23 protein-coding genes are annotated in these 25,239 nt (G+C 66.8%); 13 read left to right on the top strand and 10 right to left on the bottom strand.

The window, feature by feature from the left end:
* Positions 1–2: 2 nt before the first annotated feature.
* The 6 genes from ACW9UR_RS17535 to ACW9UR_RS17510 all read right to left on the bottom strand — a co-directional run bounded on the left by ACW9UR_RS17535 (position 3) and on the right by ACW9UR_RS17510 (position 6,517).
* Positions 3–1,979: a tripartite tricarboxylate transporter permease gene (locus ACW9UR_RS17535; protein WP_458918349.1), complete on the bottom strand. Its 1,977-nt coding sequence runs from the start codon at positions 1,977–1,979 to the stop codon at positions 3–5.
* Positions 1,980–2,072: 93 nt separating this feature from the next.
* Positions 2,073–3,020, bottom strand: a complete 948-nt coding sequence (locus ACW9UR_RS17530; RefSeq protein WP_458918348.1) for a tripartite tricarboxylate transporter substrate binding protein — start codon at positions 3,018–3,020, stop codon at positions 2,073–2,075.
* Between the two features lie 83 nt (positions 3,021–3,103).
* Positions 3,104–4,117, bottom strand: a complete 1,014-nt coding sequence (locus ACW9UR_RS17525) for an Ldh family oxidoreductase (protein WP_458918347.1) — start codon at positions 4,115–4,117, stop codon at positions 3,104–3,106.
* Entirely contained in the window at positions 4,110–5,039 is a 930-nt protein-coding gene (locus ACW9UR_RS17520) for a hydroxyacid dehydrogenase (RefSeq protein ID WP_458918346.1), read from the bottom strand. Before ACW9UR_RS17520 ends, ACW9UR_RS17525 begins: the two co-directional genes overlap by 8 nt.
* 3 nt (positions 5,040–5,042) lie before the next feature.
* Positions 5,043–6,224 carry a UxaA family hydrolase gene (locus tag ACW9UR_RS17515; protein ID WP_458918345.1) on the bottom strand — a complete coding sequence of 394 codons (1,182 nt, stop codon included), beginning with the start codon at positions 6,222–6,224 and terminating at the stop codon, positions 5,043–5,045.
* Between the two features lie 5 nt (positions 6,225–6,229).
* The gene (locus ACW9UR_RS17510; RefSeq protein ID WP_458918344.1) at positions 6,230–6,517 is read right to left on the bottom strand and encodes a UxaA family hydrolase; all 288 of its coding nucleotides are present in this window, start codon (positions 6,515–6,517) and stop codon (positions 6,230–6,232) included.
* Between the two features lie 135 nt (positions 6,518–6,652).
* Here ACW9UR_RS17510 and ACW9UR_RS17505 point away from each other — a divergent pair, with 135 nt between their 5' ends.
* Positions 6,653–7,354, top strand: coding sequence for a GntR family transcriptional regulator (locus ACW9UR_RS17505; protein WP_458918343.1), 702 nt, complete (start codon positions 6,653–6,655; stop codon positions 7,352–7,354).
* A 138-nt stretch (positions 7,355–7,492) separates the two neighbouring features.
* Positions 7,493–7,900, top strand: a complete 408-nt coding sequence (locus ACW9UR_RS17500; protein ID WP_458918342.1) for a GFA family protein — start codon at positions 7,493–7,495, stop codon at positions 7,898–7,900.
* Positions 7,901–8,045: 145 nt separating this feature from the next.
* Here ACW9UR_RS17500 and ACW9UR_RS17495 read toward each other — a convergent pair whose 3' ends face one another.
* A complete protein-coding gene (locus ACW9UR_RS17495) occupies positions 8,046–9,524 on the bottom strand; it encodes an NAD-dependent succinate-semialdehyde dehydrogenase (RefSeq protein WP_458918341.1) in 1,479 nt (492 codons plus the stop codon).
* Between the two features lie 120 nt (positions 9,525–9,644).
* On the bottom strand, positions 9,645–10,937 hold the full coding sequence (locus ACW9UR_RS17490; RefSeq protein WP_458918340.1) for a nickel-dependent lactate racemase family protein: 1,293 nt from the start codon (positions 10,935–10,937) through the stop codon (positions 9,645–9,647).
* 165 nt (positions 10,938–11,102) lie between these two features.
* Between ACW9UR_RS17490 and ACW9UR_RS17485 the strand changes: the two genes are divergently transcribed.
* Genes ACW9UR_RS17485 through ACW9UR_RS17475 form a run of 3 tightly spaced genes read left to right on the top strand, consistent with a single transcriptional unit; the run spans position 11,103 to position 15,700 of the window.
* The gene (locus tag ACW9UR_RS17485) at positions 11,103–11,585 is read left to right on the top strand and encodes a MarR family winged helix-turn-helix transcriptional regulator (RefSeq protein ID WP_458918339.1); all 483 of its coding nucleotides are present in this window, start codon (positions 11,103–11,105) and stop codon (positions 11,583–11,585) included.
* Entirely contained in the window at positions 11,573–12,628 is a 1,056-nt protein-coding gene (locus ACW9UR_RS17480) for an efflux RND transporter periplasmic adaptor subunit (RefSeq protein ID WP_458918338.1), read from the top strand. Before ACW9UR_RS17485 ends, ACW9UR_RS17480 begins: the two co-directional genes overlap by 13 nt.
* Positions 12,629–12,649: 21 nt before the next feature.
* On the top strand, positions 12,650–15,700 hold the full coding sequence (locus ACW9UR_RS17475) for an efflux RND transporter permease subunit (protein WP_458918337.1): 3,051 nt from the start codon (positions 12,650–12,652) through the stop codon (positions 15,698–15,700).
* A 7-nt stretch (positions 15,701–15,707) separates the two neighbouring features.
* Here the strand turns inward: ACW9UR_RS17475 and ACW9UR_RS17470 are convergent, their stop codons facing one another.
* Entirely contained in the window at positions 15,708–16,439 is a 732-nt protein-coding gene (locus ACW9UR_RS17470; protein WP_458918336.1) for an aspartate/glutamate racemase family protein, read from the bottom strand.
* Between the two features lie 105 nt (positions 16,440–16,544).
* Here ACW9UR_RS17470 and ACW9UR_RS17465 point away from each other — a divergent pair, with 105 nt between their 5' ends.
* From ACW9UR_RS17465 to modC, 8 genes are read left to right on the top strand one after another with little or no spacing between them, the layout of a single operon-like run.
* Positions 16,545–17,822, top strand: a complete 1,278-nt coding sequence (locus ACW9UR_RS17465; RefSeq protein ID WP_458918335.1) for an NAD(P)/FAD-dependent oxidoreductase — start codon at positions 16,545–16,547, stop codon at positions 17,820–17,822.
* A 32-nt stretch (positions 17,823–17,854) separates the two neighbouring features.
* Positions 17,855–18,832, top strand: a complete 978-nt coding sequence (locus ACW9UR_RS17460; protein WP_458918334.1) for a TRAP transporter substrate-binding protein — start codon at positions 17,855–17,857, stop codon at positions 18,830–18,832.
* 46 nt (positions 18,833–18,878) lie between these two features.
* A complete protein-coding gene (locus ACW9UR_RS17455; protein WP_458918333.1) occupies positions 18,879–19,403 on the top strand; it encodes a TRAP transporter small permease in 525 nt (174 codons plus the stop codon).
* Position 19,404: 1 nt separating this feature from the next.
* A complete protein-coding gene (locus tag ACW9UR_RS17450) occupies positions 19,405–20,718 on the top strand; it encodes a TRAP transporter large permease (RefSeq protein ID WP_458918332.1) in 1,314 nt (437 codons plus the stop codon).
* A 3-nt stretch (positions 20,719–20,721) separates the two neighbouring features.
* On the top strand, positions 20,722–21,645 hold the full coding sequence (locus ACW9UR_RS17445; RefSeq protein WP_458918331.1) for a hypothetical protein: 924 nt from the start codon (positions 20,722–20,724) through the stop codon (positions 21,643–21,645).
* A gap of 55 nt (positions 21,646–21,700) precedes the next feature.
* Positions 21,701–22,447, top strand: a complete 747-nt coding sequence (modA, locus tag ACW9UR_RS17440; RefSeq protein ID WP_458918330.1) for a molybdate ABC transporter substrate-binding protein — start codon at positions 21,701–21,703, stop codon at positions 22,445–22,447.
* Positions 22,448–22,449: 2 nt separating this feature from the next.
* Positions 22,450–23,148, top strand: a complete 699-nt coding sequence (modB, locus tag ACW9UR_RS17435; RefSeq protein WP_458918329.1) for a molybdate ABC transporter permease subunit — start codon at positions 22,450–22,452, stop codon at positions 23,146–23,148.
* The gene (gene modC, locus ACW9UR_RS17430; RefSeq protein ID WP_458918328.1) at positions 23,145–24,233 is read left to right on the top strand and encodes a molybdenum ABC transporter ATP-binding protein; all 1,089 of its coding nucleotides are present in this window, start codon (positions 23,145–23,147) and stop codon (positions 24,231–24,233) included. Before modB ends, modC begins: the two co-directional genes overlap by 4 nt.
* Here the strand turns inward: modC and ACW9UR_RS17425 are convergent.
* Complete coding sequence (locus ACW9UR_RS17425) at positions 24,230–25,234, bottom strand: amidohydrolase family protein (RefSeq protein ID WP_458918327.1); 1,005 nt, start codon at positions 25,232–25,234, stop codon at positions 24,230–24,232. The genes modC and ACW9UR_RS17425 overlap by 4 nt on opposite strands.
* Positions 25,235–25,239: the final 5 nt, after the last annotated feature.

Below are 25,239 nucleotides of genomic sequence, written 5' to 3'. Positions count from 1 at the left end.
GGTCAGAACAGGGCTCCGGTCGGGAGCGGGACGCTGAGGGCGGAGCGGAAGCCGATGGTGAAAAGCGCCACCGTCAGGCCGACGCCTGCGGCCAGCGCCGCCCAGCCGGCGGCGGATATGCGTTCGTGCTGTGCCGCGAGCGTCAGCACGGCGGCCATCAGCAGGCCGCCGGTCATGAAGCCCAGCACCGGGATCAGCGCGACCGCGCCCAGCATGGCCAACGGCACGGCGGCGCGCCGGACCATGCCCTGCATGCCTCCCGGCGGCGTCGCATGTCCGGTTTTCAGCGTCAAACCAATGGCCAGAACGCAGAGAGCCAGCATACCGATCGCGACGGTGCGCGGGAAAACGGCGGCCTCGGGGTTCAGCGCGGCGGACTGGACGATCACCAGCAGCGCTATTCCGGCAAAGATCGCCAGCGAGACCATCTCCAGCCCGATGGCGTGGGCGGAGGCGCGAGGCGCGGCCTCTTTTGCGGGTGCCGAGCCGTTTCGGCGCGCAAGATAAGCCTTCAGCTGCGGCGCGAACGGGTAGAGGAAGCTCAGCAGCGTCAGCGCGATGATCACCATCGACAGCGGCCGCCCGAAGAACTGCGCCCAGACGTTGCCGATGGCCGAGCCGATGGTCCAGCTCTGCACGAAGCCCTGTTCGGCGATGCGACCCAGGATCAGCCCCAGCACGATGGGCGAGACCGAGAAACCCCGGCGCGTCGCCAGCCAGCCGATCACGCCCAGCACGATCATGATGCCCACGTCCGCCAGCGAGTTGCGGATCGCGAAGGCGCCGATCACCGTCATGAAAGCCACGACAGGTACCAGCGCGGCCTTGGGCGCACGCGAGATCGCGCCGTAGGCGAAGCGCCCAATCAGCAGGCCCACTGGCAGCATCAGGATCGTCGCCAGGAACAGGCCGAAGATGAACGTGTAGACGATGTTCGAGCCGTCCGAAAAGAGCGCCGGGCCCGTGCGGACGCCCTGCACCAACAGCGCGCCCAGGATCACCGCGTCGGGCGGCGTGCCTGGAATGCCGAGCACCAGCGTCGGGATGAAGCCGCCGCCGACCGTCGCGTTGTTGGCCGACTCGGTAGCAACGATCCCGCCCGGGTTGCCCTCGCCGTAGGGAGGCTCGTCTCGGCCCGTCCTACGTGCCTCGGAATAGGCGACCAGCCCGGCGATGGAGCCGCCCGCGCCGGGCAGCGCGCCGACCAGCGTGCCGATCACCGAGCTGCGGAGCAGATTGAACTTGTTTCGGACCACCGCGCCGAACGCCTCTGGCAGGCGGAAGCCCTTGGTCTCGGCCGGGGCGTCGAGATGCCGGTCTGGCGTCGCGACAAGGTTGATCAGCACCGGCACGCAGTAAAGGCCGATCAGCGCCGAAACGATCTCGATCCCGCCCAGAAGCGTGTTCGACCCGAAGGTGAAGCGGACCTCGGCGCTTGTTTCCGAGATGCCGATGGTCGCCAGTAGCAGGCCGAAGGCGGCGCCGATCATGCCCTTCAGGAAGTCGCCCGTGGAGAGGGCCGCGATCAATGAAAGGCCGAAGATGGCTAGCCAGAAGTATTCTACCGGCCCGAAAGCCAGCGCGGCCTCGGCGAGGGGCGGGGCCAGCAGCAGCAGCGCGAGTGCGCCGACGAGGCCGCCCGCAACCGAGGACAGGCAGGCGACGGACACGGCCAGGTCTCCGTCGCCCCGCTTGGCCATGGGATAGCCGTCGAAGGTCGTGCCGATGGCCGAGGGCGTTCCCGGCGTATTCAAAAGGATCGCAGCATAGGCGCCGCCGTAGATCGCACCGGTATAGATCGCGCCCAGCAGGATCAGCGCGCTTTCGGGCGCCATGGAAAACGTGATCGGCACCAGAACCGCGACGGCCATCGTTGCCGTCAGGCCGGGGATCGAGCCGATGATGGTACCTGCCGCCACCCCCAGCAGCGCCAGTACGATGTTGAGCGGCGAGAACGCCGAAATCAGATACTCGAGCATCCCGAAATTCCTTGCCTCAATCGGTCAGGCCCGGTGTTGCGTCCGGGCACAAAAAAGGACCGGCGCCGCAAGGCGCCGGCCCCAGGCCCGTGATCAGTTCAGCACGCCGGCAGACTCGGCCGCCGACAGGTATTCCTCGGCCTTCTCGGCCATGAATGCGTCCAGTTCCGGCCCGTAGGGCAGGTTCACAAGGGCGAAACCGCCGTCGAGCATCTTCTTCTGGAACTCGGGATCGGCGTTGATCTCGGCGATGGAGTTCGCGACCTGCTGGCGGAGTTCTTCGGGGGTCGACTTCGGCACGGCAACGCCGCGATAGGCGCCCGAAACCATGTCGTAACCCAGCTCGCGGAAGGTCGGCACGTCGGGGAAGGCGGGGTGACGCTCTTCCATGGCGACGGCCAGCATCCGGACCTTGTCGCCCTGCGCCGCGCCGACGGTGGTATAGCCCCACTGCGCCTTGACCTGGCCGCCCAGGTTCGCGGTGGTCGAGGCGCCCGTGCCCTGGAACGAAACATAGGTCGTCTCGATCCCGGCCATCCCGTCGAAGATCACCTGTGCCAGATGGTTTGCCGTGCCCTTGCCCGAGCCCGACATGGTCACCGCACGCGGGTTCGCCTTGGCGTCCGCGATCAGGTCGTCCAGCGTCTGGTACGGGCTGTCCGCCTTCACCACGATGGCGTCGGGCGTGTAGTGGAACATGTGGACGGTGACGATGTCCTCGGTCTCGAAGCCGACATTGCCCTGCTTCGGCTTGACGATGATGTGCGGCAGGTTCACGCCCATGATCGCGGAGCCGTCACCGGGCATCGCGTTCAGCTGCGACCAGCCGACCGCGCCGCCGCCGCCGGGCTTGTAGGACACGACCAGGTCCTGACCGAACTTGTCCTTGAAGAAGGGCTGCTGGAAGCGCGCGGTGATGTCCGACTCGCCACCCGGGCCGAACGGGATCACATAGTCGACCGCCCCTGAGGGGAAGTCCTGAGCCTGTGCGGCAACGGCTGAAACGGCGATGGCCAGCGCTGCGAATGTCGATCTGAGCATGGTGTCCTCCACTAGAATATTGTTGCCGGCAGGTTCTTGATGTGAACCCGCCCTCGTCCTGCCGAACGGGGCGGGTTTGGGTCTCAGGCGTCGGCGAGAGCGTTAATCTCGTCGACGAGATGCGGTGGCACGATGACGCCGTTCTGGCGGCAGTCCTCGCGCGCGGCCAGCCGGCGGGTGCCGGGGATGCGTGCGCCGTCCTGCGCGGTGATCTCGCCCAGAAGCTGCTCGATCCGGGCGGCGAAGGTTCCGCCGCTGGCCCGTGCGACATCGAAGGCGATGATGAACTGGCCGACGCCCGGCGGATCACCCTCGGCGTCAAAGAAAGAGCTGGCCTCGTACGAGTGGTTCGCGCCGGTTAGCGTCGCCGACAGGATCTCGACCACCAGCGCCAAAGCGGCGCCCTTGGCATCGCCCGCTGGGATCATCGTGCCCTTCAGCGCCGCCTGCGGATCGGTCGTCGGGTTCCCATCCACGTCCAAAGCCCAGCCCTCGGGGATCGGTTTTCCGGCCTTGGTGGCGGCCATGACCTTGCCACGCGCTACCTTGGACAGGGACAGGTCGATCACCAGCGGTGCCTCGCCCGCACCGCGCGGGGCGGCGAAGGCGATGGGGTTGGTGCCGAACAGCGGCGCCGAGCCGCCCCAGGGCGCCATGGCCTTGGGGGCATTGCCGACCATCAGCGCGGCAAGGCCCTTTTCGGCCAGCCGCTCGACATGCGCGCCCAACTGCCCGCAATGGTGCGAGCGCCGGATCGTGGCTCCGGCGATGCCGGTCTCGGGCGTCAGGCGCACCAGTTCCTCGATCGCCGCATCAATGGCGGGGAAGGCGAAACCGTTGCAGGCGTCCACCGTCAACAGGGCTGCCGCGGCGCGCTCGACGACCGGAGTCGCGCGGCCGTCCACCTTGCCAGCACGGGCCTGCGCAGAATAGGAGGCCACCCGGCTGAAGCCGTGGCCGCCCTGGCCGTCGACTTCGGCCGCAACCAGCGCGCGGGCCACGGTCTCGGCATTGGCGTCGGAGACATTGTTCGCAAGCAGCGCGCGGGCGACAAGCACTTCCGCGTCGGCGATGGGCAGGCGTGACGCCTCAGGCATCTGCAAGCTCCCGTTTGACGTTCTCGACCGTGACCGACGAAACGCGCACGTTCCCCTCGTTCGTCACGCCCGCGATGTGCGGCGTCAGGATCAGGTTCGGCGCGCCCTCGAAAAGCTTGCCCGCCTCGGCGGTCAGCGGCTCTGTGGCGAAGACATCCAACGCCGCACCGCCAAGCTGTCCCGATTTGAGCGCCGAGACCAGCGCGGATTCGTCCACGATCCCGCCGCGCGCTGTGTTGACCAGAATTGCGCCGGGCCGCATCTGCGCGATGGCACCCGCGTCGATCATGTTCCGGGTCTCGTCGGTCAGCGGCACGTGCAGCGACAGCACGTCGGCACGGGCCAACAGTTCGGCTGCACTCTCGCACCGCTCGATCCCCTGCCACGCCGGATCGTCGGCGGGCAGGTAGGGGTCCATCGCCGCGATGCTCATGCCCATTGCGCGGGCGCGCTCGGCCACGGCACGGGCAATCCCGCCGTAACCCCATAGGCCCATGCACTTGCTCGACGCCTCACCACCGATCAGCGCATTGCGCGGCCACTCGCCCGCGATCATCGCCGCGTTCGAGGCGTAGGCCCCGCGTAGCAGGGAAAGAGTGACGGAAATGACGTATTCGGCCACCGACAGCGTGTTCGCTCCGGTTGCCGGACAAACCGCGATGCCGCGCCCCTTGCAGGCGTCGAGGTCGATATTGTCGAGGCCTACGCCCAGACGACCGACGACGCGCAGGCCGGGGGCGGCCTCCAGCAATTCCTTGTTCACCTGGGTCCGGTTGCGCACGATCAGCGCATCCGCGTCGGCGATCGCGTCCAGAAGGGCGGGGCGATCATCGACAAGACCGGGTGCGTACTGCACCCGGTCCCCGGCGCCGAAAGCTTCCAGCGCCGTTTCGTCCATGAATTCAGAGATGACGATCTTCATCGATCAGGCAGAGCGATACAGCTTCGTCATCGAGAACTCGCGATGGCCCAGCGCCTCAGCGCAGGTGTAGCGACCGTTGGCGGTGCGGACGATCGACTCGATCAGGGCGTCGCCGGCCTGGTCGATGGTCATCTCGCGGGTCAGAACGCCGGTCACGTCCACGTCGATGTGCTCGGACATGGTGCGCAGGGTGCGCGGGTTGCCCGAGATCTTGATGACCGGAACGATCGGGTTGCCGACCACGTTGCCCTGCCCGGTGGGGAAGGTGTGGATGACATAGCCTGCCGCCGCCATCAGCGTGACGCACTCGGCAGCCGCCGACGAAGTGTCCATGAAGTACAGGCCCGGGCCCTTCTCGGGCGCCTCGGCCGGACCCATCGCGTCGATGTAGGTCGAGGTCTTGCCGATCTTCTCGAGGTTGCCCAGCGCCTTTTCCTCGATCGTGGTCAGACCGCCAAGGATGTTGCCCTTGGTGGGCTGGCTGTCGGACAGATCGTTGGTCTTGTGCGCCTCGATCACGTCATCGGTGTAGGCCTGCCAGATCTTCTTGAACTTGGCGGCAGCCTCGGGGGTGGCGGCGCGCTTCTCGCAGATGTGCTCGGCCCCGGTGATCTCCGAGGTCTCGCCGAAGCAGCCGTAGATGCCGTGGGGCAGCAGCTTGTCGTACATGTTGCCGACGGTCGGGCACGAGCTGAGACCGGTGGTCGTGTCGCTCTCGCCGCACTTGGTCGAGACCCACAGGTCCGACACCGGGCACTCTTCCTTCTGCAGCTCGGTCGCCCAGTGGACGAATTCCTTCGCCTTCCAGCTGGCCTGGCGGATCGTCTCGAAATCGCCCTTCTGCTCGATCGAGAAACCCTCGACCGGCTTGCCGGTCTTGGCGATGCCGTCGACGATGATCTGGGTCCACTCCGGCTCGATGCCGATCACGACCACGGCGGCGACGTTCGGGTTCGCGCCGGTGCCGATGATGGTGCGGAAGTGCAGATCCAGGTCCTCGCCGAACTGGAGGCGGCCATAGGCGTGAGGGATCGCCATGGTGCCCTTTACGTTGTTCGACACCGCCTCGCAGGCGGCGTTCGAGATGTCGTCCACAGGCAGGATCAGGACGTGGTTGCGGACGCCGACGCGGCCGTTCTCGCGGCGCCAGGCGTTGACAGTCGCAGTGCTGAAATCAAGAGCCATCGTTCTTACCACCGCTTCGTTTTGCAATTGTGAGTGTGCACGTGTCCGCCCTTCTCGGCGGAACCGATCATGCGACCGATGTCCTCGCCGTACTTGATGACGGTATCGCCCTCGGCCAGGTCCTTCAGCGCGACCTTGTGGCCGATCGGGATGTCGGCTTTCGCGGTCAGTTTGAAGTCCGAGTTGTCGTGGGTGACGACGCACAGCATCTCGGTGCCGGCTTTCAGATCTTCGACGACGACAACGCCCACGTTGTCCTCGTGGTCATGGACCAGAAGTTGTGGAATGCCCAAGGCGGTCTCCTCCGTTTCGTGCGATGGTTGGCGACTGGCTATCATGCAACCCAAGTCTTATACAAGTGGTTTTATATAAGACTTGTCGGGCAGGCTTTCCGCGTGCTAAAGGCTTGAAAAACAGAGGGAGCGCCGATGGAACGGCCACTCTACCGCGTCGTGATCGACACGATCGTCGACCGAATCGCCACCGGAGAACTGCCGCCGGGCGCGATGCTGCCCAGCGAAACGCAGCTCGGCGCCGAACTTGGCGTCAGCCAGGGCACCGCGCGCAAAGCGTTGATCGAGTTGGAAAATCGCCAGCTTGTTCAGCGCATCCAAGGCCGCGGCACCTTCGTGACCGTGCGCACGCCCGAGACCTCGCTGTTCAACTTCTTTCGGCTGCGAAACCCCGACGGTACCCAGGTCCGTCCCGAACTGGTCGAGGAACACGTCGCCCGCCGTTCCGCCACCCCCGAAGAGACCGCCGCTCTGTTCGGAGAGCCCGACGAGGTGGTGGAGGTCGAGCGCGTTCGCAGCCTGAACGGCCAGCGCGTCGCGCACGAGATCTCGGTGGTCCCGGCCCGGATGTTCCCCGGCCTCTACGAGCGCGCGCCGCTTCCAAACACGCTCTACGTGCTCTACCAGCAGGCCTATCACATCATCATCACCCGCGCCGAAGAGTCGCTCCGCGCCACGCTGGCGAATGCCCCGGTCGCCAAGGCACTGGAGATCGCCGCCGGCGCCCCGGTCCTCCGCGTCGAGCGCCAGGCTATCGACGTTCTGGACCGCTGCGTGGAACTACGTCGCTCGCACTGCGTAACGGAGGATCAGGTCTACGCGGTATCGTTGTCTTAGAATGCTATGTGGTGGGGGAAAAGTATTGCGTTTGGCCTTTTTGAGCCCTTTCTGACCTTGAACTTACACGGCGATATGGATCGCTGAGAAATCTACATTTGAATGGCGTCTTGGTGGTCGCATCTTAAGAGACTGTAAATGAACAATATGAAGACCGGACAGTGCCTGTGCGGTGCTGTGAAGTTCCGCATATCGGGAAAATTCGAGTGCTTCTTCCTTTGTCATTGCGGGCGCTGCCGCAAGGATAGTGGCTCAGCCCATTCGGCCAACCTGTTTTCCTCGACGGCGAAGCTTACCTGGTTGTCAGGCGAGGATAATATCAAGGAATTTCGGCTTTCCGGTACACGACACGTGAAGTGTTTTTGCACCAACTGCGGGTCCGCGCTGCCATTTTTGCAAGCGAAAGATGGTGTGCTTGTCGTGCCAGCAGGTTCACTCGATAGTCCGACCCGCATACTGCCCCAAGCGCATATTTGCTTCTCGAGTCGCGCGCATTGGGACAATGATCTCGCCTCCCTCGAAAGGATTGATGGACTGCCCGGTTGAGCGGTCAATTCGGGGAGGCACCTCATAGATCACCCAAACCTTAACGAAGTGGCGGTCTGCTTCGTCCCGCAAGGTGGAGTTCATAATCTAAACGAAATGGGCCGCGCCCCAAAGGCGCGGCCCAGTCCATACTTTGGTGTTCGGTTCACATACCGGCGACGGCCAGGTACTTGACCTCGACATACTCGTCGATGCCGTACTTGGAGCCTTCCCGGCCCAGGCCGGACTGCTTCACTCCGCCGAAGGGCGCGACCTCCGAGGCGATCAGGCCGGTGTTGATGCCGACCATGCCCGACTCCAGCGCCTCGGCCACGCGGAAGGTGCGGGCCAGGTCCTTCGTGTAGAAATACGCCGCCAGGCCGAACTCGGTGTCGTTGGCCATGGCGATCGCGTCGGCTTCCTCGCGGAACGGGATCACCGGGGCGAGCGGGGCGAAGGTCTCCTCGTGTGCGACCTTCATCTCCTGCGTCACGCCCGACAGGACCGTCGGCTTGAACCAGGTGCCGCCCAGTTCCGACCGCTCTCCGCCAGTCAGCAGCTTGGCGCCCTTGTCGAGCGCGTCCTTCAGGTGCTCTTCCATCTTCTCGACCGCGGCGTCGTCGATCAGCGGGCCCTGCTGGGTGCCCTCTTCCTCGCCCCGGCCCAGCTTCAGCTGCCCTGCCTTCTCGGCCAGCTTGGCGGTGAACGCCTCGACCACATCCTCGTGCACGTAGATGCGGTTGGCGCAGACGCAGGTCTGGCCCGAGTTGCGGAACTTGGCCATCACCGCGCCCTCGACCGCCGCATCAAGGTCGGCATCCTCGAACACGATGAACGGCGCGTTGCCGCCCAGTTCCAGCGACAGTTTCTTGATCTGGTCGGCGCTGTCGCGCAGCAGCTTGCGGCCCACCTCGGTCGAGCCGGTGAAGGTGATCTTTGCGATGTCCGGGTTCGAGGTGAACTCGCCGCCGATCTCGGACGCCTTGCCGGTGACCACCTGGAAGATGTCGCCCGGAATGCCCGCACGCTCGGCCAGCACCGCGAGAGACAGCGCCGACAGCGGCGTCTGCGAGGCGGGTTTGACGATGATCGGACAGCCCGCAGCCAATGCCGGACCTGCCTTGCGGGTGATCATGCCGTTCGGGAAGTTCCAGGGCGTGATCGCGGCGCAGACGCCGACCGGCTGCTTGAGCGTGATAATCCGGCGGTCGGTCAGGGGCGTCGGGATGACGTCGCCATAGAGCCGCTTGGCCTCTTCGGCGAACCACTCCAGGTATGCGGCGTTCGAAACGATCTCGCCCTTGGCCTCGGCCAGCGGCTTGCCCTGCTCGGCGGTGAGGATCTTCGCCAGGTCGTCGGCGTTCTCGACGATCAACTCGTACCACTTGCGCAGCAGCGCCGCGCGCTCCTTGGCGGGGCGGGCGGCCCAGGCGGGCATGGCGGCCTTGGCCGCGGCGATGCCCTTCTTCAGCTGGTCGACCGAGACTTTCGGCACCCGCGCGATCACCGAGCGGTCGGCGGGGTTGGTCACGTCGATCCCGTCCTCGCCCGCGCGGACCCACTCGCCCGCGATCATGTTGGCGTCGGTCAGAAGGCTCGGGTCCTTCAGGTTCAGGTCAGGCATCGAGGTGCTTGCGTCGGGCATGGGAAAACTCCTCCTGGTTTTATCCAAAGCGCCGCCGGGTAATGGCGACGCGGTATGTGTCCACCTTCAACGAAAGGTGTGCGCGCGGATCCTTCAACGGTCCGCGCGAAAATCGTGAGATCAGGCCGCTTTCGCGGTCGACAGGGGGACCACATAGGGCCCCTCGGGAATAACGGCCACGTCCGGATCGCCATGCGCGGCGATGCTCTCGGCGATAGCGGCGGCCAGGTCGGTGATCGGCTCCACTCCGGTGACCGCCAGGTCGTCGGCGTCCAACCCCTCGGAGAACAGCTGGATCTTGCCCACGCGCATAGGTTTCAGCTGCATCTCGGTCTGCCACTCGTCCACGTCGGCCAGTGACTTCTTCAGCAGGCTTTCCCGGAACGCGTCCGGCCCCATCGCGACCAGCCGTTTCTGCGCCTCGCGGAAATGGCTCGAGCCGATCCCTTCGCCGCAGTGCGAGGCGATGATCAGCGTGCCACCCGGCTTCAGGATGTCCAGCGGCGTCACCATGCCCTTCACGGTCTGGTAATAGGTCTGGTCCAGCGGATACCCGGCCGAGGAGGTCACCACCGTGCTGAACTTCCGGCCCACGGGGATCTCGGTGAACTCGCGGACGAAGTCGACGGCGGCCAGGTGGCTCTCGATGATCTCGCCGAAGCTGGCGAAGACCAGGTTGCGCTTGTCGTCGATGACCGTGTTCAGCGCGTAGAGCTCGCCCACCTTGCGGACGATCTCGAGCTGCTCTTCGTGGAGCGGGTTGGCGTCCAGATTGCACTCGCGGGCGTTGGGGTCTTCCATGAAGCGGGCCGAATGGAAGGTGCGGATCGTCTCGTGATGCGCGACGCCCGGCGCGACGACCTTCCGGCCGCCGGAGTAACCGGCCATGAAATGCGGCTCGACGAGGCCGGTGGCGATACGCAGATCGGCCTCGACCAGCCGCTTGTCGATCTTGACCGGCACGCCGCGCCCGGAGGTCAACCCAAGGTCCACGTGATCCGCATCGTTCATCGCGAAATGGTTGGCGACGGTGACGGTCTCCAGCACCCAGGGATCGCCCACCAGCTCGGCCAGTTCCTGGCCCTCGTTGGGGCGGTGCAGGCCGGTGGCGATGAGGACGGTGATCTTCTCGGCCGGGATGCCCTCGGCGATCATGGTCTCGATCATCGGGCGCAGGAACAGGTGATTCGGCACCGGTCGGGTGATGTCGCAAATCAGAATGCAGGCCGAGCTTCGGCCCTGCGCCAGCGCCTTAAGCGGCTGCGCGCCAATCGGATTTCCAAGCGCCCGTTCAATCTGTTCGGCAGCCGGGGCGGCGGTGGGGAAGGGCGGTTTCTCGATCACGTGCGGCACCGCGCCCTCCGGCAGGCTCAGGGGCAGATGGCCCCGTCCGAACAACATCTCGATGGTCATGCGTCCCCCCTTTGCTCCTTATCGCGCGGCGCGCTGCTGCACCGCTTATAGGCCCGGCGCACGGCGGGGGGAACAGCAACGCACACGGTTACGTTATCGCTTCGGAACCTTGTTGACTTTTTGAAAGGTTCATTAAATGAAGCATCTCGACCTGCGAGGTATCCCGTGTCCAGCCATTTCAATGCCGCCATTCTCGAACTCGACCCCGAGGTTCAGGTCTTCATGGGCGTGACCCTGCTCTACCGGAACCTGGCGGAGCGGATGGAGCTGATCGACCTCGGCGTCGAGCTGAGCAAGTCCGAGAAGCATATCGTGATCCGTCTTGGCCGTGCCCGCCGCATGGGCGATCTGGCGCGTGACCTTATGGCGCTGCCGTCGACCGTGACCGCCGTCGCCGACGGGCTGGAGGTCAAGGGGCTCGCCGTGCGCGAACGCGATCCGGACGATCGCCGCGCCTGGCTGCTGAAGCTGACCGACGAGGGCACGGCGCTGCGGGCACGGATGCTGCGGGAGGCCGGAAACGCCCTGCGCGCGGCCACCGGGCTTCCCGACGAAGACATCGAAACACTGGCCGCGCTGATGAGGAAAGCCTCGGAGCGGCTGCTTGAGAACGGTTTCCCCGAGGACCTGAAGCTATGCAAAGACTGATCCTGCCCATCCTGTCGCTCTTCCTGGGCACTGCGACCCTGGCTCAGGACGCGCCGCAACCCGAGCCGGCGCATCCGCGCCCGGTAAAGCTGATGACCGTGACCGAGGAATCCTCGGCCGTGAGCCGCGTGTTCTTCGGGCGCGTCAAGGCGCGCGAGACGGTGGACCTGGCTTTCCAGGTGGGCGGCCAGATCGTAGAGCTGCCGGTGATCGAGGGTCAGCGCGTGCCCGAGGGCGGGTTGATCGCGAGGCTCGACACCGAGCCGTTCGAGCTCGCCGTTGACCAAGCCGAATTGCAGCTCGATCAGGCGGACCGGGATCTGGAGCGTCTGACGAAGCTCAGCGGCGCCGCCGTCAGCGAGGTTGCCGTCGACGATGCGCGCACCGCCGCCAGTTCGGCGCGGATCAGCTTGCGCACCGCCGAGCGCGACCTCGAGAACGCGACCCTCACCGCGCCGTTCGACGCGCTGGTCGCCTCGCGCAACGTTGCGAACTTCTCGACCATCCAGGCCGGAACGCCCGTCGTTCGCCTGCACGACATGTCGGACCTTAGGGTCGAGATCGACGTGCCCGAAATCCTGTTCCAGCGCGCCGGACGGGAGCCGGACGTGAGTTTCACCGTCAACTTCCCGGCGGCGGACAAGAGCTACGCGATGCAGATCCGCGAGTTCAACGCCGAAGCCTCCGAGATCGGCCAGACCTACACGCTGACGTTGGGCATCGCGCCGCCGGACGATCTGGCGGTTCTGCCGGGCTCGTCCGCCACCGTGACCGCCGCGCTCAACGAGGGTAACAGCCAGATCACCGTGCCGCCCTCGGCCATCGTGCCCAATGCGGACGGCAGCGCCCATGTCATGGTGTTCACCCCGACCGGTGCGGACGAGGGCACGGTCGAGCAGCGCCAGGTCGAGATCGCCCCGGCGCAGGGCGAGGTCGTCGCGATCCTCTCCGGCCTCGAACCGGGCGAGGAGATCGTGCTCGCCGGCGGTGCCATGCTGGACGAGGGCCAGCCCGTGCGCCGCTTCGACGGCTTCCCCAACTGATCTGACCGACGGAGCGAGAACATGAACATCGCGCGCGCCTCGATCGAGAAGCCGCTGCTGACGTGGCTTGTCATCCTCGGCAGCCTGTTCGGCGGCATCTGGGGATTCAACACGCTGGGCCGACTGGAAGACCCGGCCTTCACCATCAAGAACGCGGTGATCTCGACCAGCTACCCCGGCGCCTCGGCGGCGCAGGTGGCGCGCGAGGTCTCGGAACCGCTGGAATCGGCGATCCAGCAGATGGGCGAGGTGGACACGATCACCTCGGTCAACCGCCCCGGCGAGTCGCTGATCGAAGTCGAGATCAAGTCGACCTATGACGGCACCGAGCTGCCGGACCTCTGGACCAAGCTGCGTGCCAAGATGCGCGACGCGGCGCGGTCCTTGCCGGAAGGCGTCAGCCAGCCCTTCGTGAACGACGGGTTCGGCGACGTGTTCGGCCTCTACTACGCAGTCACGGCCGAGGGCTTCACCGACGCCGAGAAGCACCGGCTTTCCAACTGGCTGCGGCGCGAGCTGCTGACCGTCGATGGCGTCGCCGACGTGGAGACAGCGGGTCTGCCCGACGAGGCGATCTTCGTCGAGCCCTACATGGACCTGATGGCAAACCAGAACGTGCCGCCGACAGCGTTCAGCAACTCGTTGGCCACCGCGAACTCGGTCGTGGACGCGGGTTCCATCACCGGGGATCGCAACCGGACCCTGATCCAGGGCGCCGAGGGGTCGGATACGGTCTCGGCGATCTCGGGGCTGACCATCGGGGTATCGGGCGAGGTGCTGAACCTCGCCGATGTCGCCACGGTGCGCCGGGGCAGGGTCGAGGATCCAAGCATCATCGTGCGCTACAATGGCCACGAGGCGTTCACTTTGGGCGTCGCGGGCCTTGCCAGCGAGAACATCGTCGACGTCGGCAACCGTGTGGACGCCAAGCTGGCCGAACTGATGCCCTCGATCCCCTATGGCGTGAACCTGCAACCGATCTACCAGCAGCATGTCGTGGTCGACGAGGCGTCGAACGCCTTTCTCGTGAACCTCGCCATGTCCGTCGGTATCGTCGTCGCGGTGCTGGCGCTGTTCATGGGATGGCGCGCGGCGGTGGTCGTTGGCGCGACCTTGCTGCTGACCGTGGTCGGCACGCTCTTCTTCATGGCGATCTTCTCGATCGAGATGGAGCGCATCTCGCTGGGCGCGCTGATCATCGCGATGGGGATGCTGGTCGACAACGCCATCGTCGTCGCCGAGGGCATGCAGATCTCGATGCGCGGCGGCAAGTCTTCCCGCGAAGCGGCGGACGAGGCGGCGGGCAAGACGCAGATCCCGCTGCTGGGCGCGACCGTGATCGGCATCATGGCCTTCGCGGGCATCGGGCTCAGCCCCGACGCGACGGGCGAGTTCATGTTTTCGCTCTTTGCGGTCATCGGCATCTCGCTGCTGCTGTCCTGGGTGCTGGCGCTGACCGTCACGCCGCTGCTGGGTCATTACTTCTTCAAACAGGGTGACGGCAGCGAGGGCGACGCCTATGGCGGTCCGCTGTTCCGGGCGTATGGCGCGCTGCTGCGCGGCGCGCTGCGGGTGCGCTGGCTGGTCGTCGTCGGGTTGGTGGCGATCACCGCCGTCTGCTACGCCGGGTTCGGTCAGGTTCGGCAGCAGTTCTTCCCGGACTCGAACACGCCGTTGTTCTTCGTGCACTACAAGCTGCCGCAAGGCACGGACATCGCCACCACCTCCGAAGATCTGAAGGTGGTCGAGTCCTGGCTGGACGAGCGCGAGGACGTGGTGTCCTACACCACTTTTGTCGGGCAGGGTGCGACCCGGTTCATGCTGACCTATTCGGCCGAAAAGCCGAACCCCAGCTACGGCCACCTCATCATCCGCACCAACTCGATCGAGGAAATCCCGCCGCTTCAGGCCGACTTGGAGGCGTTCGCGCATCAGAACCTGCCCGGCTCCGAGTTCCGCACCAAGCGGCTGGTTTTCGGTCCCGGCGGCGGCAACCCGATCGAGGTGCGTTTCTCGGGCAGCGACCCTGCCGTGCTGCGCGAACTTGGCGATCAGGCCATCGCGCTGCTCGAAGAGACCACGGACGAGCTGCTCGACCTGCGCACCAACTGGCGCGAGCCCGAGCTTGTCCTGCGTCCGATCTACGCCACCGACCGCGCGCAGAGCGCAGGGGTCGAGCGGGACGCGATAGCTGAAACGCTTCGGATGGCGACCGACGGTGTCTCGGCGGGTGTCTACCGCGAGGACGAGCGGCTGATCCCGATCTATGTGAAGGAGCCCGATGACAGCGGCCTGACCCTGCACGACCAGCTGGTCTACAGCACCAACGGCAACCAGTTGCTGCCTATCGACCAGGTGATCGACGGCTTCACCTTCGAGGTGCAGGACACGCTCTTCCATCGCCGTGACCGGGTGCCGACGTTGACCGTGGGGGCGGACATTCCGACCTATCGCACGGCCGCCGAGGTGCAGGCCCAGATCACGGACGTGATGGAGGCGATGCCGATCCCCGAGGGCTATAAAATGGAATGGGGCGGCGAGCTGGAAAGTTCCTCCGAGGCGCAGGAGAGCCTTGGCCAGCAGCTGCCCATCAGCCTTCTGGTGATGGTGCTGATCTCGATCCTGCTGTTCAACGCACTGCGACAGCCGATCATCATCTGGCTTCTGGTGCCGATGTCGGTAAACGGCGTCGCGCTGGGCCTGCTCGGCAGCGGGCTGCCGTTCACCTTCACCGCGCTGCTGGGCCTCCTCAGCCTCTCGGGGATGCTGATCAAGAACGGTATCGTGCTGGTCGAAGAGATCGACCTGGTAAGGGCCGAGGGCGTGCCGCTGCGCGAGGCCATCGTCACCGCGTCGACCTCGCGTCTGCGCCCGGTGGTGCTGGCCGCCGCGACGACGATCCTGGGCATGGCGCCGCTGCTGACCGACGCGTTCTTCGTGTCGATGGCGGTGACGATCATGGGCGGTCTGGCCTTCGCGTCGGTGCTGACCTTGATCGCCGCGCCGGTCCTGTACCTGATCTTCTTCGCCGGGGACGAACGGCGCGAACAGGCATCACTTCAGCCGGCGTGATCCGGCCTCAGGCTGGCCCCTCGTGCAGGGGCCAGCGCCGGGGTTGCAGCCCCGATTGGAACCAGCCGACGAAGCCCGGCATGGCATAGACCGGCACCCCCGTCGCCGCCCGGATCGCGGCGGCATAGGGGGTCATGTTGGTGCACTCCAGCACGATGGCGCCGACCTCGGGGTGACGGGCCAGCAGGTCGCGCGCGGCGGCAACGTTGTCCGCTTCGGCTGCTTGCGGGTCCAGCTCCGGCTCGTCGTTTAGGAAGACGCGGGTGAACTCGCTCCCGCCTTCGGTGCTGGCGATAGGCGTGTCCTCGGACGCGCCCGCGCCGCGCAGGTGGTCCGCCGTCAGCGCGCTGGCCGACACTGTAAGCACCCCGCAGCGCTGCCCGCGTGGCAGCATCTGGTCGATCTGCGCGACCTGCATCAGCGACGAGGCCAGCACCGGCACGTCCAGCGCCTCCCGCAGTTCTTGCTGGAACAGTGACAGGAACCCGCAACTGGTGGTGATCCCGTCCACCCCGTCCGCCTGCAACTGCCGCCCGGCCTCGATGAAGGCGGGCAGCAGCCCTTCGGCCCGCTCGCGTACCACGCGGCCGGGCGAGGCGTCGCGGACCACGCGGTAGAGCACCGGGAACGGCCAGGTCGCCGCATTGCCCATGTCGCCCGGAATACGCGGAAACCGCGACTCCAGCATCAGGATTCCCACCGAGGCGCCCTGTATCGGGCGGCCACCTGTCACGCGCATCGTCTTGGTCCTTCGAAAACCGGTCGGGGCGCACGTTGACACGAACCGCGGCCAGCGCCAAGAATGCCCGGCCCGTCAACCGCTTGGCACAAGGATGCGCCGCCCGTGCCGTCACCTCTTTCATCGGAAACTTCCCGCGAGGTCTGCGTCATCGGCGCGGGCATCGTCGGCGTCTCGACCGCGATCTGGCTGCAGCGCGATGGTCACAAGGTCACGCTGATCGACCGCGAGGGGCCCGCCGCCGGGGCGAGCTACGGCAATGGCGGGGTGCTGGCCTCCTGCTCGATCGTGCCGGTCACGGTGCCCGGGCTGGTGCGCAAGGCGCCGCGGATGCTGTTCGACCCGAACCAGCCGTTGTTCCTGCGCTGGGGCTACCTGCCGCGGTTGCTGCCCTGGCTGCGCCGCTACCTAGGCAACGCCAACGAGGATGGCGCGACCCGCGCCGCTGCCGCGCTGGTCGACATCATCGGCGACAGCCTGAACGATCACCTCGCGTTAGCCGAGGGCACCGGCGCCGAGCGTTGGATCGTCCCCTCGGATTACCTTTACGTCTACCGCGACCGGCACCACTTCCACGGCGACACGTTCGGCTGGGACCTGCGCCGCCGCTTCGGTTTCGACTGGGACGAGATGGAGGGCGACGAGTTCCACGGTTACGACCCGGCCTTCTCGCGCGACCTGAACTACGCCGTCCGGATGGAGGGTCACGGTCGCATCTCGGACCCCGGCGCCTATGTCCAGGCACTTGCCGCGCATTTCGAGCGGCAAGGCGGGCGGATGGTCAAGGCCGAGGTCACCGATATCGTCCGCGAGAACGGGCAGGTCACCGGCGTGCGCACTTCCACGGAAACACTGCCCTGCGAGGCTGCCGTGCTGGCGCTGGGCGCCTGGTCCGGTCCGCTGGCCCGCAGCCTTGGGGTCGAGGTGCCGCTGGAATCCGAACGCGGTTATCACCTCGAACTATGGGACCCGTCGGTCATGCCCCGCTCGCCGGTCATGGTCGCCTCGGGCAAGTTCGTCGCCACGCCGATGGAGGGCCGACTGCGCCTTGCGGGCGTGGTCGAGTTCGGCGGCCTGGATGCGCCACCCTCGCGCGCGCCGTTCGACCTGCTGCGCCGCCAGGTACGCGCCGCGCTGCCCGGCATCAGCTGGGCCGAGGAAAGGGAATGGATGGGCCACCGACCCGCGCCTGCCGACTCGATCCCGGTGATCGGCGCGGTTCCGGCGGTAGGCGGCGCATACATGGGGTTCGGCCACCATCATGTCGGCCTGACCGGCGGGCCGCGCACCGGTCGGCTGCTGGCGCAACTTGTTTCGGGACGGCAGCCGAATATTGACCTTGCCCCGTATTCTCCTTCACGGTTCCACCGCAAGGGCGGATGACACGCCCCGCTTCAGCAACAGGGAAAAACAAGATGACCAAGACAACGCATCTGCTCGCCGCGACCGCGCTGACCGCCGCGCTGGCCGCGCCTTCCTTCGCCGAGACCTGGGACATGCCGCTGGCCTACCCGGCGACGAACTTCCACTCGGAAACCGCCGCCAGCTTCGCGACCTGCGTGGGCGAGGCAACCGGCGGCGAGATCGAGATCGTCGCCCACCCGAACGGGTCGCTGTTCTCGGGCGGCGACATCAAGCGGGCCGTGCAGACCGGCCAAGCCCTGATCGGGGAGCGCCTGCTGTCCGCCCACGCCAACGAGAATGCGCTTTTCGGTTATGACTCGGTGCCGTTCCTGGCGACCTCGTTCGACGCGTCGGTGAAACTGGCCGAGGCGGCAAAGCCTGCCCTGTCCGAGCTGCTGGAAAGCCAGAACCTGGTGCACCTCTACTCGGTGCCATGGCCGCCGCAGGGCCTCTATGCACCCAAGGAGATCGCGACCGTCGAGGACCTCAAGGGCCTGAAGTTCCGCGCCTACAACGCCGCGACCGCGCGCCTTGCGGAACTCGCCGGCATGCAGCCGGTGCAGATCGAGGCCGCCGAGCTGAGCCAGGCGCTTGCAACCGGTGTGGCCGAAGCCTTCGTCTCCTCGGGCTCGACCGGCTACGACGAAAAGGTGTGGGAGCACCTGTCCCATTTCTACGAGGCCGACGCCTGGCTGCCGCGCAACACGGTCTTCGCCAACAAGGACGCCTGGGACGGGCTCAGCGCCGAACAGCAGACCGCCATGCAGGACTGTGCCGCCGCCGCCGCCGAGGAAGGGCTCGCCAAGTCGCGCGAGCTGACCACTTTCTACCTCAACGGCCTGAAAGAAGGCGGCATGAGTGTGACCCCGCCCAGCGACGAGTTGCGCGCCGGGCTGGCCGAGATCGGTGAGACGATGACCGCCGAATGGCTCGAATCCGCGGGCGAGCAGGGCAAGTCGATCGTCGACGCCTTCCTGGCCGGCAACTGATCATCGCGGGCGGGGCGCCCTCGGCGTCCCGCCCGGCGGATTGCCGATGCTGAGATTCATCCGACGCACGCTCGACGCGATCTACTATGGCTGCGGCGTCATCGCCGCAGGGTTCCTGATCGCAATGCTCGTCATCATCGTGGCGCAGATGGTCGCCCGCTGGACCGGCCTGCTTTTCCCCGGCGCGGCCAGCTACGCGGGCTACTGCATGGCCGGGGCCAGTTTCTTCGCCTTCGCCCATGCGTTGAACCGGGGCGCGCACATCCGCGTCGGCATCCTGCTGAACGCCGCTGGTCGCCACCGCCGCTGGTTGGAGCTCTGGTGCTTCGCCATCGGTACCGTCGCCGCCTGGTTCCTGGCGCGCTACGCGATCAACATGGTGCTGTGGTCCCGCAAGCTTGGCGATGTCAGCCAGGGGCAGGACGCGACGCCGCTGTGGATCCCGCAGATGCCGATGGCCATTGGCTCGGTCGTCTTCGCCGTGGCGCTGACCGACCACCTGATCCAGATCATTTTCGCGGGCGATCACGGCATCAAGTCCGACACGTCGCAGCAAAGCCGGGCGGAATGACATGGGCGAAATAGGCGCGATCGCGATCTTCCTTTTCGTTCTGTTCCTGCTGCTGGGCACCGGCGTGTGGGTCGGGCTCGCCCTGCTGGGCGTCGCCTGGGTGGGGATGGAGCTTTTCACCCCTCGTCCCGTCGGTGATGCTATGGCGACCATCGTCTGGACGGCCTCGTCCTCGTGGACGCTCACGGCGTTGCCGCTGTTCATCTGGATGGGCGAAATCCTCTACCGCACCCGATTGTCCGAGGACATGTTCCGGGGCCTTTCCCCCTGGATGGCACGTCTGCCGGGCGGGCTGATTCATACCAACATCGTCGGCTGCACGGTATTCGCGGCGGTGTCTGGCTCTTCCGCCGCGACGCTGACCACCGTGGGCAAGATGTCGGTGCCGGAACTCCGCGCCCGCGAGTACCCGGAACGTATGATCATTGGCACACTGGCAGGTGCCGCCACGCTGGGCCTCATGATCCCGCCCTCGCTGACGCTGATCGTCTACGGCGTGACGGTGCGCGAGAGCATTTCCAAGCTGTTCATGGCGGGCATCCTGCCGGGGCTCGTGCTGGCGGGCATGTTCATGGCCTATGTCGCCGTCACCTCGCAGCTGTCGAAGAACTTCAATCCCAAGCCAGAGCCGGTGATGAGCTTCGCCCAGAAGCTGAAGAACTCCCGCTTTCTGGTGCCTGTGATCCTGCTGATCCTGCTGGTGATCGGCTCGATGTACCTCGGCTTCGCCACCGCGACCGAGGCGGCGGCCTTCGGCGTGCTCGGCTCGCTGGCACTGGCGGCCGGGCAGGGCTCGCTGACGTGGAGCAGTTTCGGCGAGAGCCTGATGGGCGCGGTGCGCACCAGCGCCATGATCGCGCTGATCCTGGCGGGCGCGGCCTTCCTGTCGCTGTCGATGGGCTTCACCGGCATCCCACGTGGGCTGGCTAACCTGATCGCCTCGCTCGAACTCAGCCGGTTCGAACTGCTGATGGCGCTGCTGGTGTTCTACATCATTCTGGGCTGTTTCCTCGACGGGATTTCGTCCGTGGTGCTGACCATGGCCGTGGTCGAGCCGATGATCCGCCAGGCAGGCATCGATCTGGTGTGGTTCGGCATCTTCATCGTCGTCGTCGTGGAGATGGCGCAGATCACCCCGCCCATCGGTTTCAACCTGTTCGTGCTGCAGGGCATGACCAACCACGAAATGAGCTTCATCGCCCGCGCTGCGCTGCCGATGTTCGCGATCATGGTGGTGATGGTCTTCGTCCTGATCGCCTTTCCGGAACTTGCCACCTGGCTGCCCGACAATATTCGCCAGGCGCCGGGCAGCTAGACGGTGGTTGCCCTGCTGCATCTTGCCGCCCGCAACGGGCGGTTCTGCCTTGTCGCGGGGCTTCTGGCAGGGCTGCTGCTGCCCTCGGTCGCGCGGTTCCTGCGCGACTGGCTGCCGCTGCTGGTAGCGCTGCTGCTGTTTCTCAACGCCTTCCGCATCGGCCCGCGCCGGGCTGTGGGGGGCTTGCGGGATCTGGGTCGTTCTGCCGGGCTGGTCCTGCTGTTGCATTGCGCGTTGCCTGTGGCGCTGGTGCTGGTCCTGCTGCCGCTCGGCCAGGCGCAGACGCCGCTGGCCGTGGCGCTGGTCCTGATGCTCTCCGCGCCGTCGATCACCGGAAGCCCGAATTTCACCGTCATGCTGGGTCGCGACCCGGCCCCGGCGATGCGCCTGCTGATCCTCGGCACGGCGCTGGTGCCGCTGACCGTGATGCCGGTTCTGCTGCTTTCCCCCGCATTGGGCGAGCCGCAGGCGGTGGTTGTCGCCGCCCTGCGTCTTTTCGCGGTGATCGCGGTCTCGGTCCTCGCGGCATTTGCCTTGCGCGCGACCGTGGCGAAAGAGCTGTCCGACCGGAACCGCGAGGCGCTCGATGGGTTATCGGCGATCCTGCTGGGAGTGCTGGTCGTTGGCCTGATGTCCGCCCTCGGCCCCGCGCTGCGGACCGAGCCGCTGACCGTCGCCGCGTGGCTGGCCGTGGCCGTCGCCGCCAATTTCGGCCTGCAACTTGCGACCCATGCCTTCATGCGCGGGCGCGAAGCGGCGGTGCCAGTCTCGATCGTTGCGGGCAACCGGAACATCGCGCTGTTCCTGGTCGCCTTGCCGCCCGAGATCACAGATCCGCTGCTGATCTTCATCGGCTGCTATCAGGTGCCCATGTACCTGACGCCGATCCTGCTGACCCGGTTCTACGGGCAACGCGCCGCAGCCTAGGGTCTTGCCCCGCCCCCACGCGGTCGCTTAGCTGCAGGGCGAAGGAGCCGCCTCGATGATCCACCGCCTGATCCTTGCCGCCCTGCTTGCGTTGGCCACCCCCGCCGGGGCCGGAACGGTGACCGTGTTCGCCGCCGCCAGCACCCGCGACGCGCTGGACGAGGCCGCCGCGCTTTGGGAGGCAGAGACCGGACACGAGGTGGTCACTTCCTACGCAGGCAGTTCGGCGCTCGCGCGGCAGATCCAGCAGGGGGCCCCTGCGGACCTGTTCCTCTCGGCCAACGAAGACTGGATGGATGTGCTCCAGGCAGATGGTCTGATCGACGAGGCCAGCCGGGTGGACCTGCTTGGCAACACGCTGGTGCTGATCGCCGCTCCCGGCGTCTCGCTGCCCGACCCACTTGCACCCGGGGCGCTGTCGCAAGCGCTGGGGGACGAGCGGCTGGCGATGGCGTTGATCGAGGCCGTGCCGGCCGGAATCTACGGCAAGGCGGCCCTTCAGGCGCTGGGCCTGTGGGAGGATCTCGCCCCAAAGGCCGCGCAGGCCGACAACGTGCGCGCCGCGCTGGTGCTGGTCGCCAGCGGCGAGGCCCCCTTCGGCGTCGTCTACGCCACCGACGCCGCCGCCGAGCCCGAGGTGACCGTCGCCGCGCAGTTTCCGCCGGGCAGTCACCCGCCGATCCGCTACCCGGTGGCCGCCATCACGGCCGCCACCCCCGAGGCCCGCGAGCTGCTTTCATGGCTCTCCGGCCCAGAAGCGGCCGAGGTGTTCCGCCGCCACGGCTTCATGGTTCCCGACTGACCGTGGCGGACTGGCTCTCACCCGAGGAATGGCAAGCCGTTGCGCTGTCTCTGCGCGTCGCGTTCTGGGCCACGCTGGTCAGCCTGCCGCCCGGCATCTTCGTCGCACATGCGCTGGCGCGCTGGCGCTTTCCGGGGCGGCAGCTGCTCAACGGCCTTGTTCACCTGCCATTGATCCTGCCCCCCGTCGTGACCGGCTACCTGCTGCTGACGACTTTCGGCCGCCGCGCGCCTGCCGGCCAGTTTCTCGAAGAGACCTTCGGCATTGTCTTCGCCTTCCGCTGGACCGGTGCGGCGCTCGCGGCCGGGATCATGGCCTTCCCGCTGATGGTTCGCGCGATCCGGCTGGCGATCGAGGCCGTGGACCCGCGGCTGGAACAGGCGGCTTCTACACTGGGGGCTTCGCGGATCTGGGTATTCCTGACCGTCACCCTGCCGCTCATCCTGCCCGGCGTGATCGTCGGCGCGATCCTCGCCTTTGCCAAGGCGATGGGCGAGTTCGGCGCGACGATCACCTTCGTGTCGAACATCCCCGGCCAGACCCAGACCCTGCCTTCGGCGATTTACGCCTTCCTTCAGGTTCCGGGCGGAGAATCCTCGGCGCTGAGGCTGGTGCTGGTCTCGGTCGCCGTGGCGATGGGCGCGCTGCTGCTGTCGGAACTGGTCGCCACCCGCGTCGCCAAGTGGATTGCAGGCCGATGAGCCTGTCGGTGCGCCTTGCCCACGACTTTCCCGGCTTCGCGCTGGACGTCGCTTTCGACGCGCCGCCGGGCGTGACGGTTCTGTTCGGGCGCTCGGGCTCGGGCAAGACATCGGTCGTGAACGCGGTCGCCGGACTGCTGAGGCCGGACGCGGGGCGGGTTTCGGTCAACGGCACGGTGCTGATGGACACGGACGCCGGGCGGTTCCTGCCGCCGCATCGCCGCCGCGTCGGCTATGTCTTCCAGCAGGACCGGCTGTTTCCGCACCTCTCGGTCGCGCGAAACCTGAAATACGGCCGCCTGTTCGCCCGCGACCCGTCCGAGGACTTCGACCATGTCGTCGACCTGCTGGGCATCCGCGCGCTTCTGGACCGCCGCATCGGTGCGCTTTCGGGCGGCGAGCGTCAGCGCGTCGCCATCGGCCGCGCGCTGCTGTCCGCCCCGCAACTGCTGCTTATGGACGAGCCGCTGGCCGCCCTCGACGACCCGCGCAAGGCCGAGATCCTGCCCTATCTCGAACGCCTGCGTGACGAAACTCAGGTGCCGGTGATCTACGTCAGCCACTCGGTCCCCGAGGTCGCCCGGCTTGCCACCACGGTCGTCATGCTGGACCAGGGGCGCGTGCAGCGCATCGGCCCCGCCGCCGAGGTGCTGTCGGACGTCGCCGCGATCCCGGCGCTGGGCGTGGCGGACGCGGGCGCCGTGCTCACGGGCCGCGTCGCGCAGCACCACGAGGACGGCCTGACCGAGATCTCCGTTTCGGGCGGAACGTTGGTACTACCGGCCATAGACGCAGCGCCGGGCGCGCAGATCCGTATCCGGATCGAGGCGCGCGACGTGATCCTGTCCCGCAATCGCCCCGATGGTCTCTCCGCCCTCAACATCCTGCCAGCCACGGTCGCCGCCGTCCGCGAGGGCGAAGGGCCGGGCGTCATGGTGCAGCTGAAAGCGGGCGAAGATCTGCTGCTGGCGCGCATCACCCGTCGCTCGGCTCGTGCACTTGGGATCGTGCCCGGCGTATCCTGCTATGGCGTCATCAAGTCCGTGGCCGTGACCCGCCAGAACGTCGGCGTGGTCGGGGACTAGCCCAGCAGCCGCGCATCCGCCTCGGCGATCAGCGCGGCGAGGTTGCCGCCCATGAAGCCCGCGATCATCGCCTCGTCAAACAGGCCGGGGCGCGCCGCCAGTCGCGGATCGCCATGCGCCGCGCCGTCGGAAAGCCGCGCGAAGAGGGTCCGGAAACCGCCGAAGTTCCAGGCGATCCCGCCGTAAGGCGCGTCGCTCGCCACTGCCAGCCGCGCAGCACCTGCGTCGGCATAGGCGATCAGGTCGCTTTCCATGTGCGCGTCCCGCTTGGCGCTGAGCACATAGAACACGTTCGGCTGCGCCAGCCCCAGCTTGCGGGCACTCTGGTAGGTCTCTTCGCTTTCAACGAAATGCCCGCCGCCACCGCCCATGTGGACGCCGATCACCGGATGCTCCGGGTGCCGCGCGGCGACCGTCGCCAGCCCCTCGGTCGGAGTGAACCCGGTGTCCGCGCCGAAATGGAACGCGGGCACCGCGCCCAGCGAGACGATCTCGTCCACCACCTCCATCACCATCGGATCGTCGATCGGATAGGCGTTCTGTGCCGGGTTCATCTTGACCACCGGCATTGCGAACTCCTCGACGCAGGTGCGGGCCAGCGCGACCGCCGCCTCGGTGCCCAGCGCCTTGGGATCGGTCCAGCCCGCCGGGATCACCCGCGTCGGATGCCGCTCTGCCAGCGCCGAGATCCGGGCGTTCGCCTCGCGCAAGCGCCGGGCGTTGTCGGCCTTGTCCCCCGAATAGGGCAGCGTCGCGGGGTTCTGCCAGCAGAGCGCCATGTCCACGCCCGCCTGGTCCAGTTGCGGCACCAGCCGCTCGGAGAGCAGCGCGCGGCCGTGGAAATAGTCCGGATCCCGCGCCATGCGCTCGGCCATCTCCGGCGGCAGGGCGTCGGCATCGGTCGGATGCACATCGCCGTCGATTACCAGCCGGGAGCCGTGTTCCATCAGGTAGTCCCGCCGCGCCTGAATCCGCGCGCGAGCCGTGTCCGTCAGTGCCATCGCTT

Source organism: Halovulum sp. GXIMD14794, from assembly GCF_054457455.1.
The sequence above is the reverse complement of the archived record's forward strand: the minus strand, read 5'-3'. Positions and strand labels throughout refer to the sequence as shown.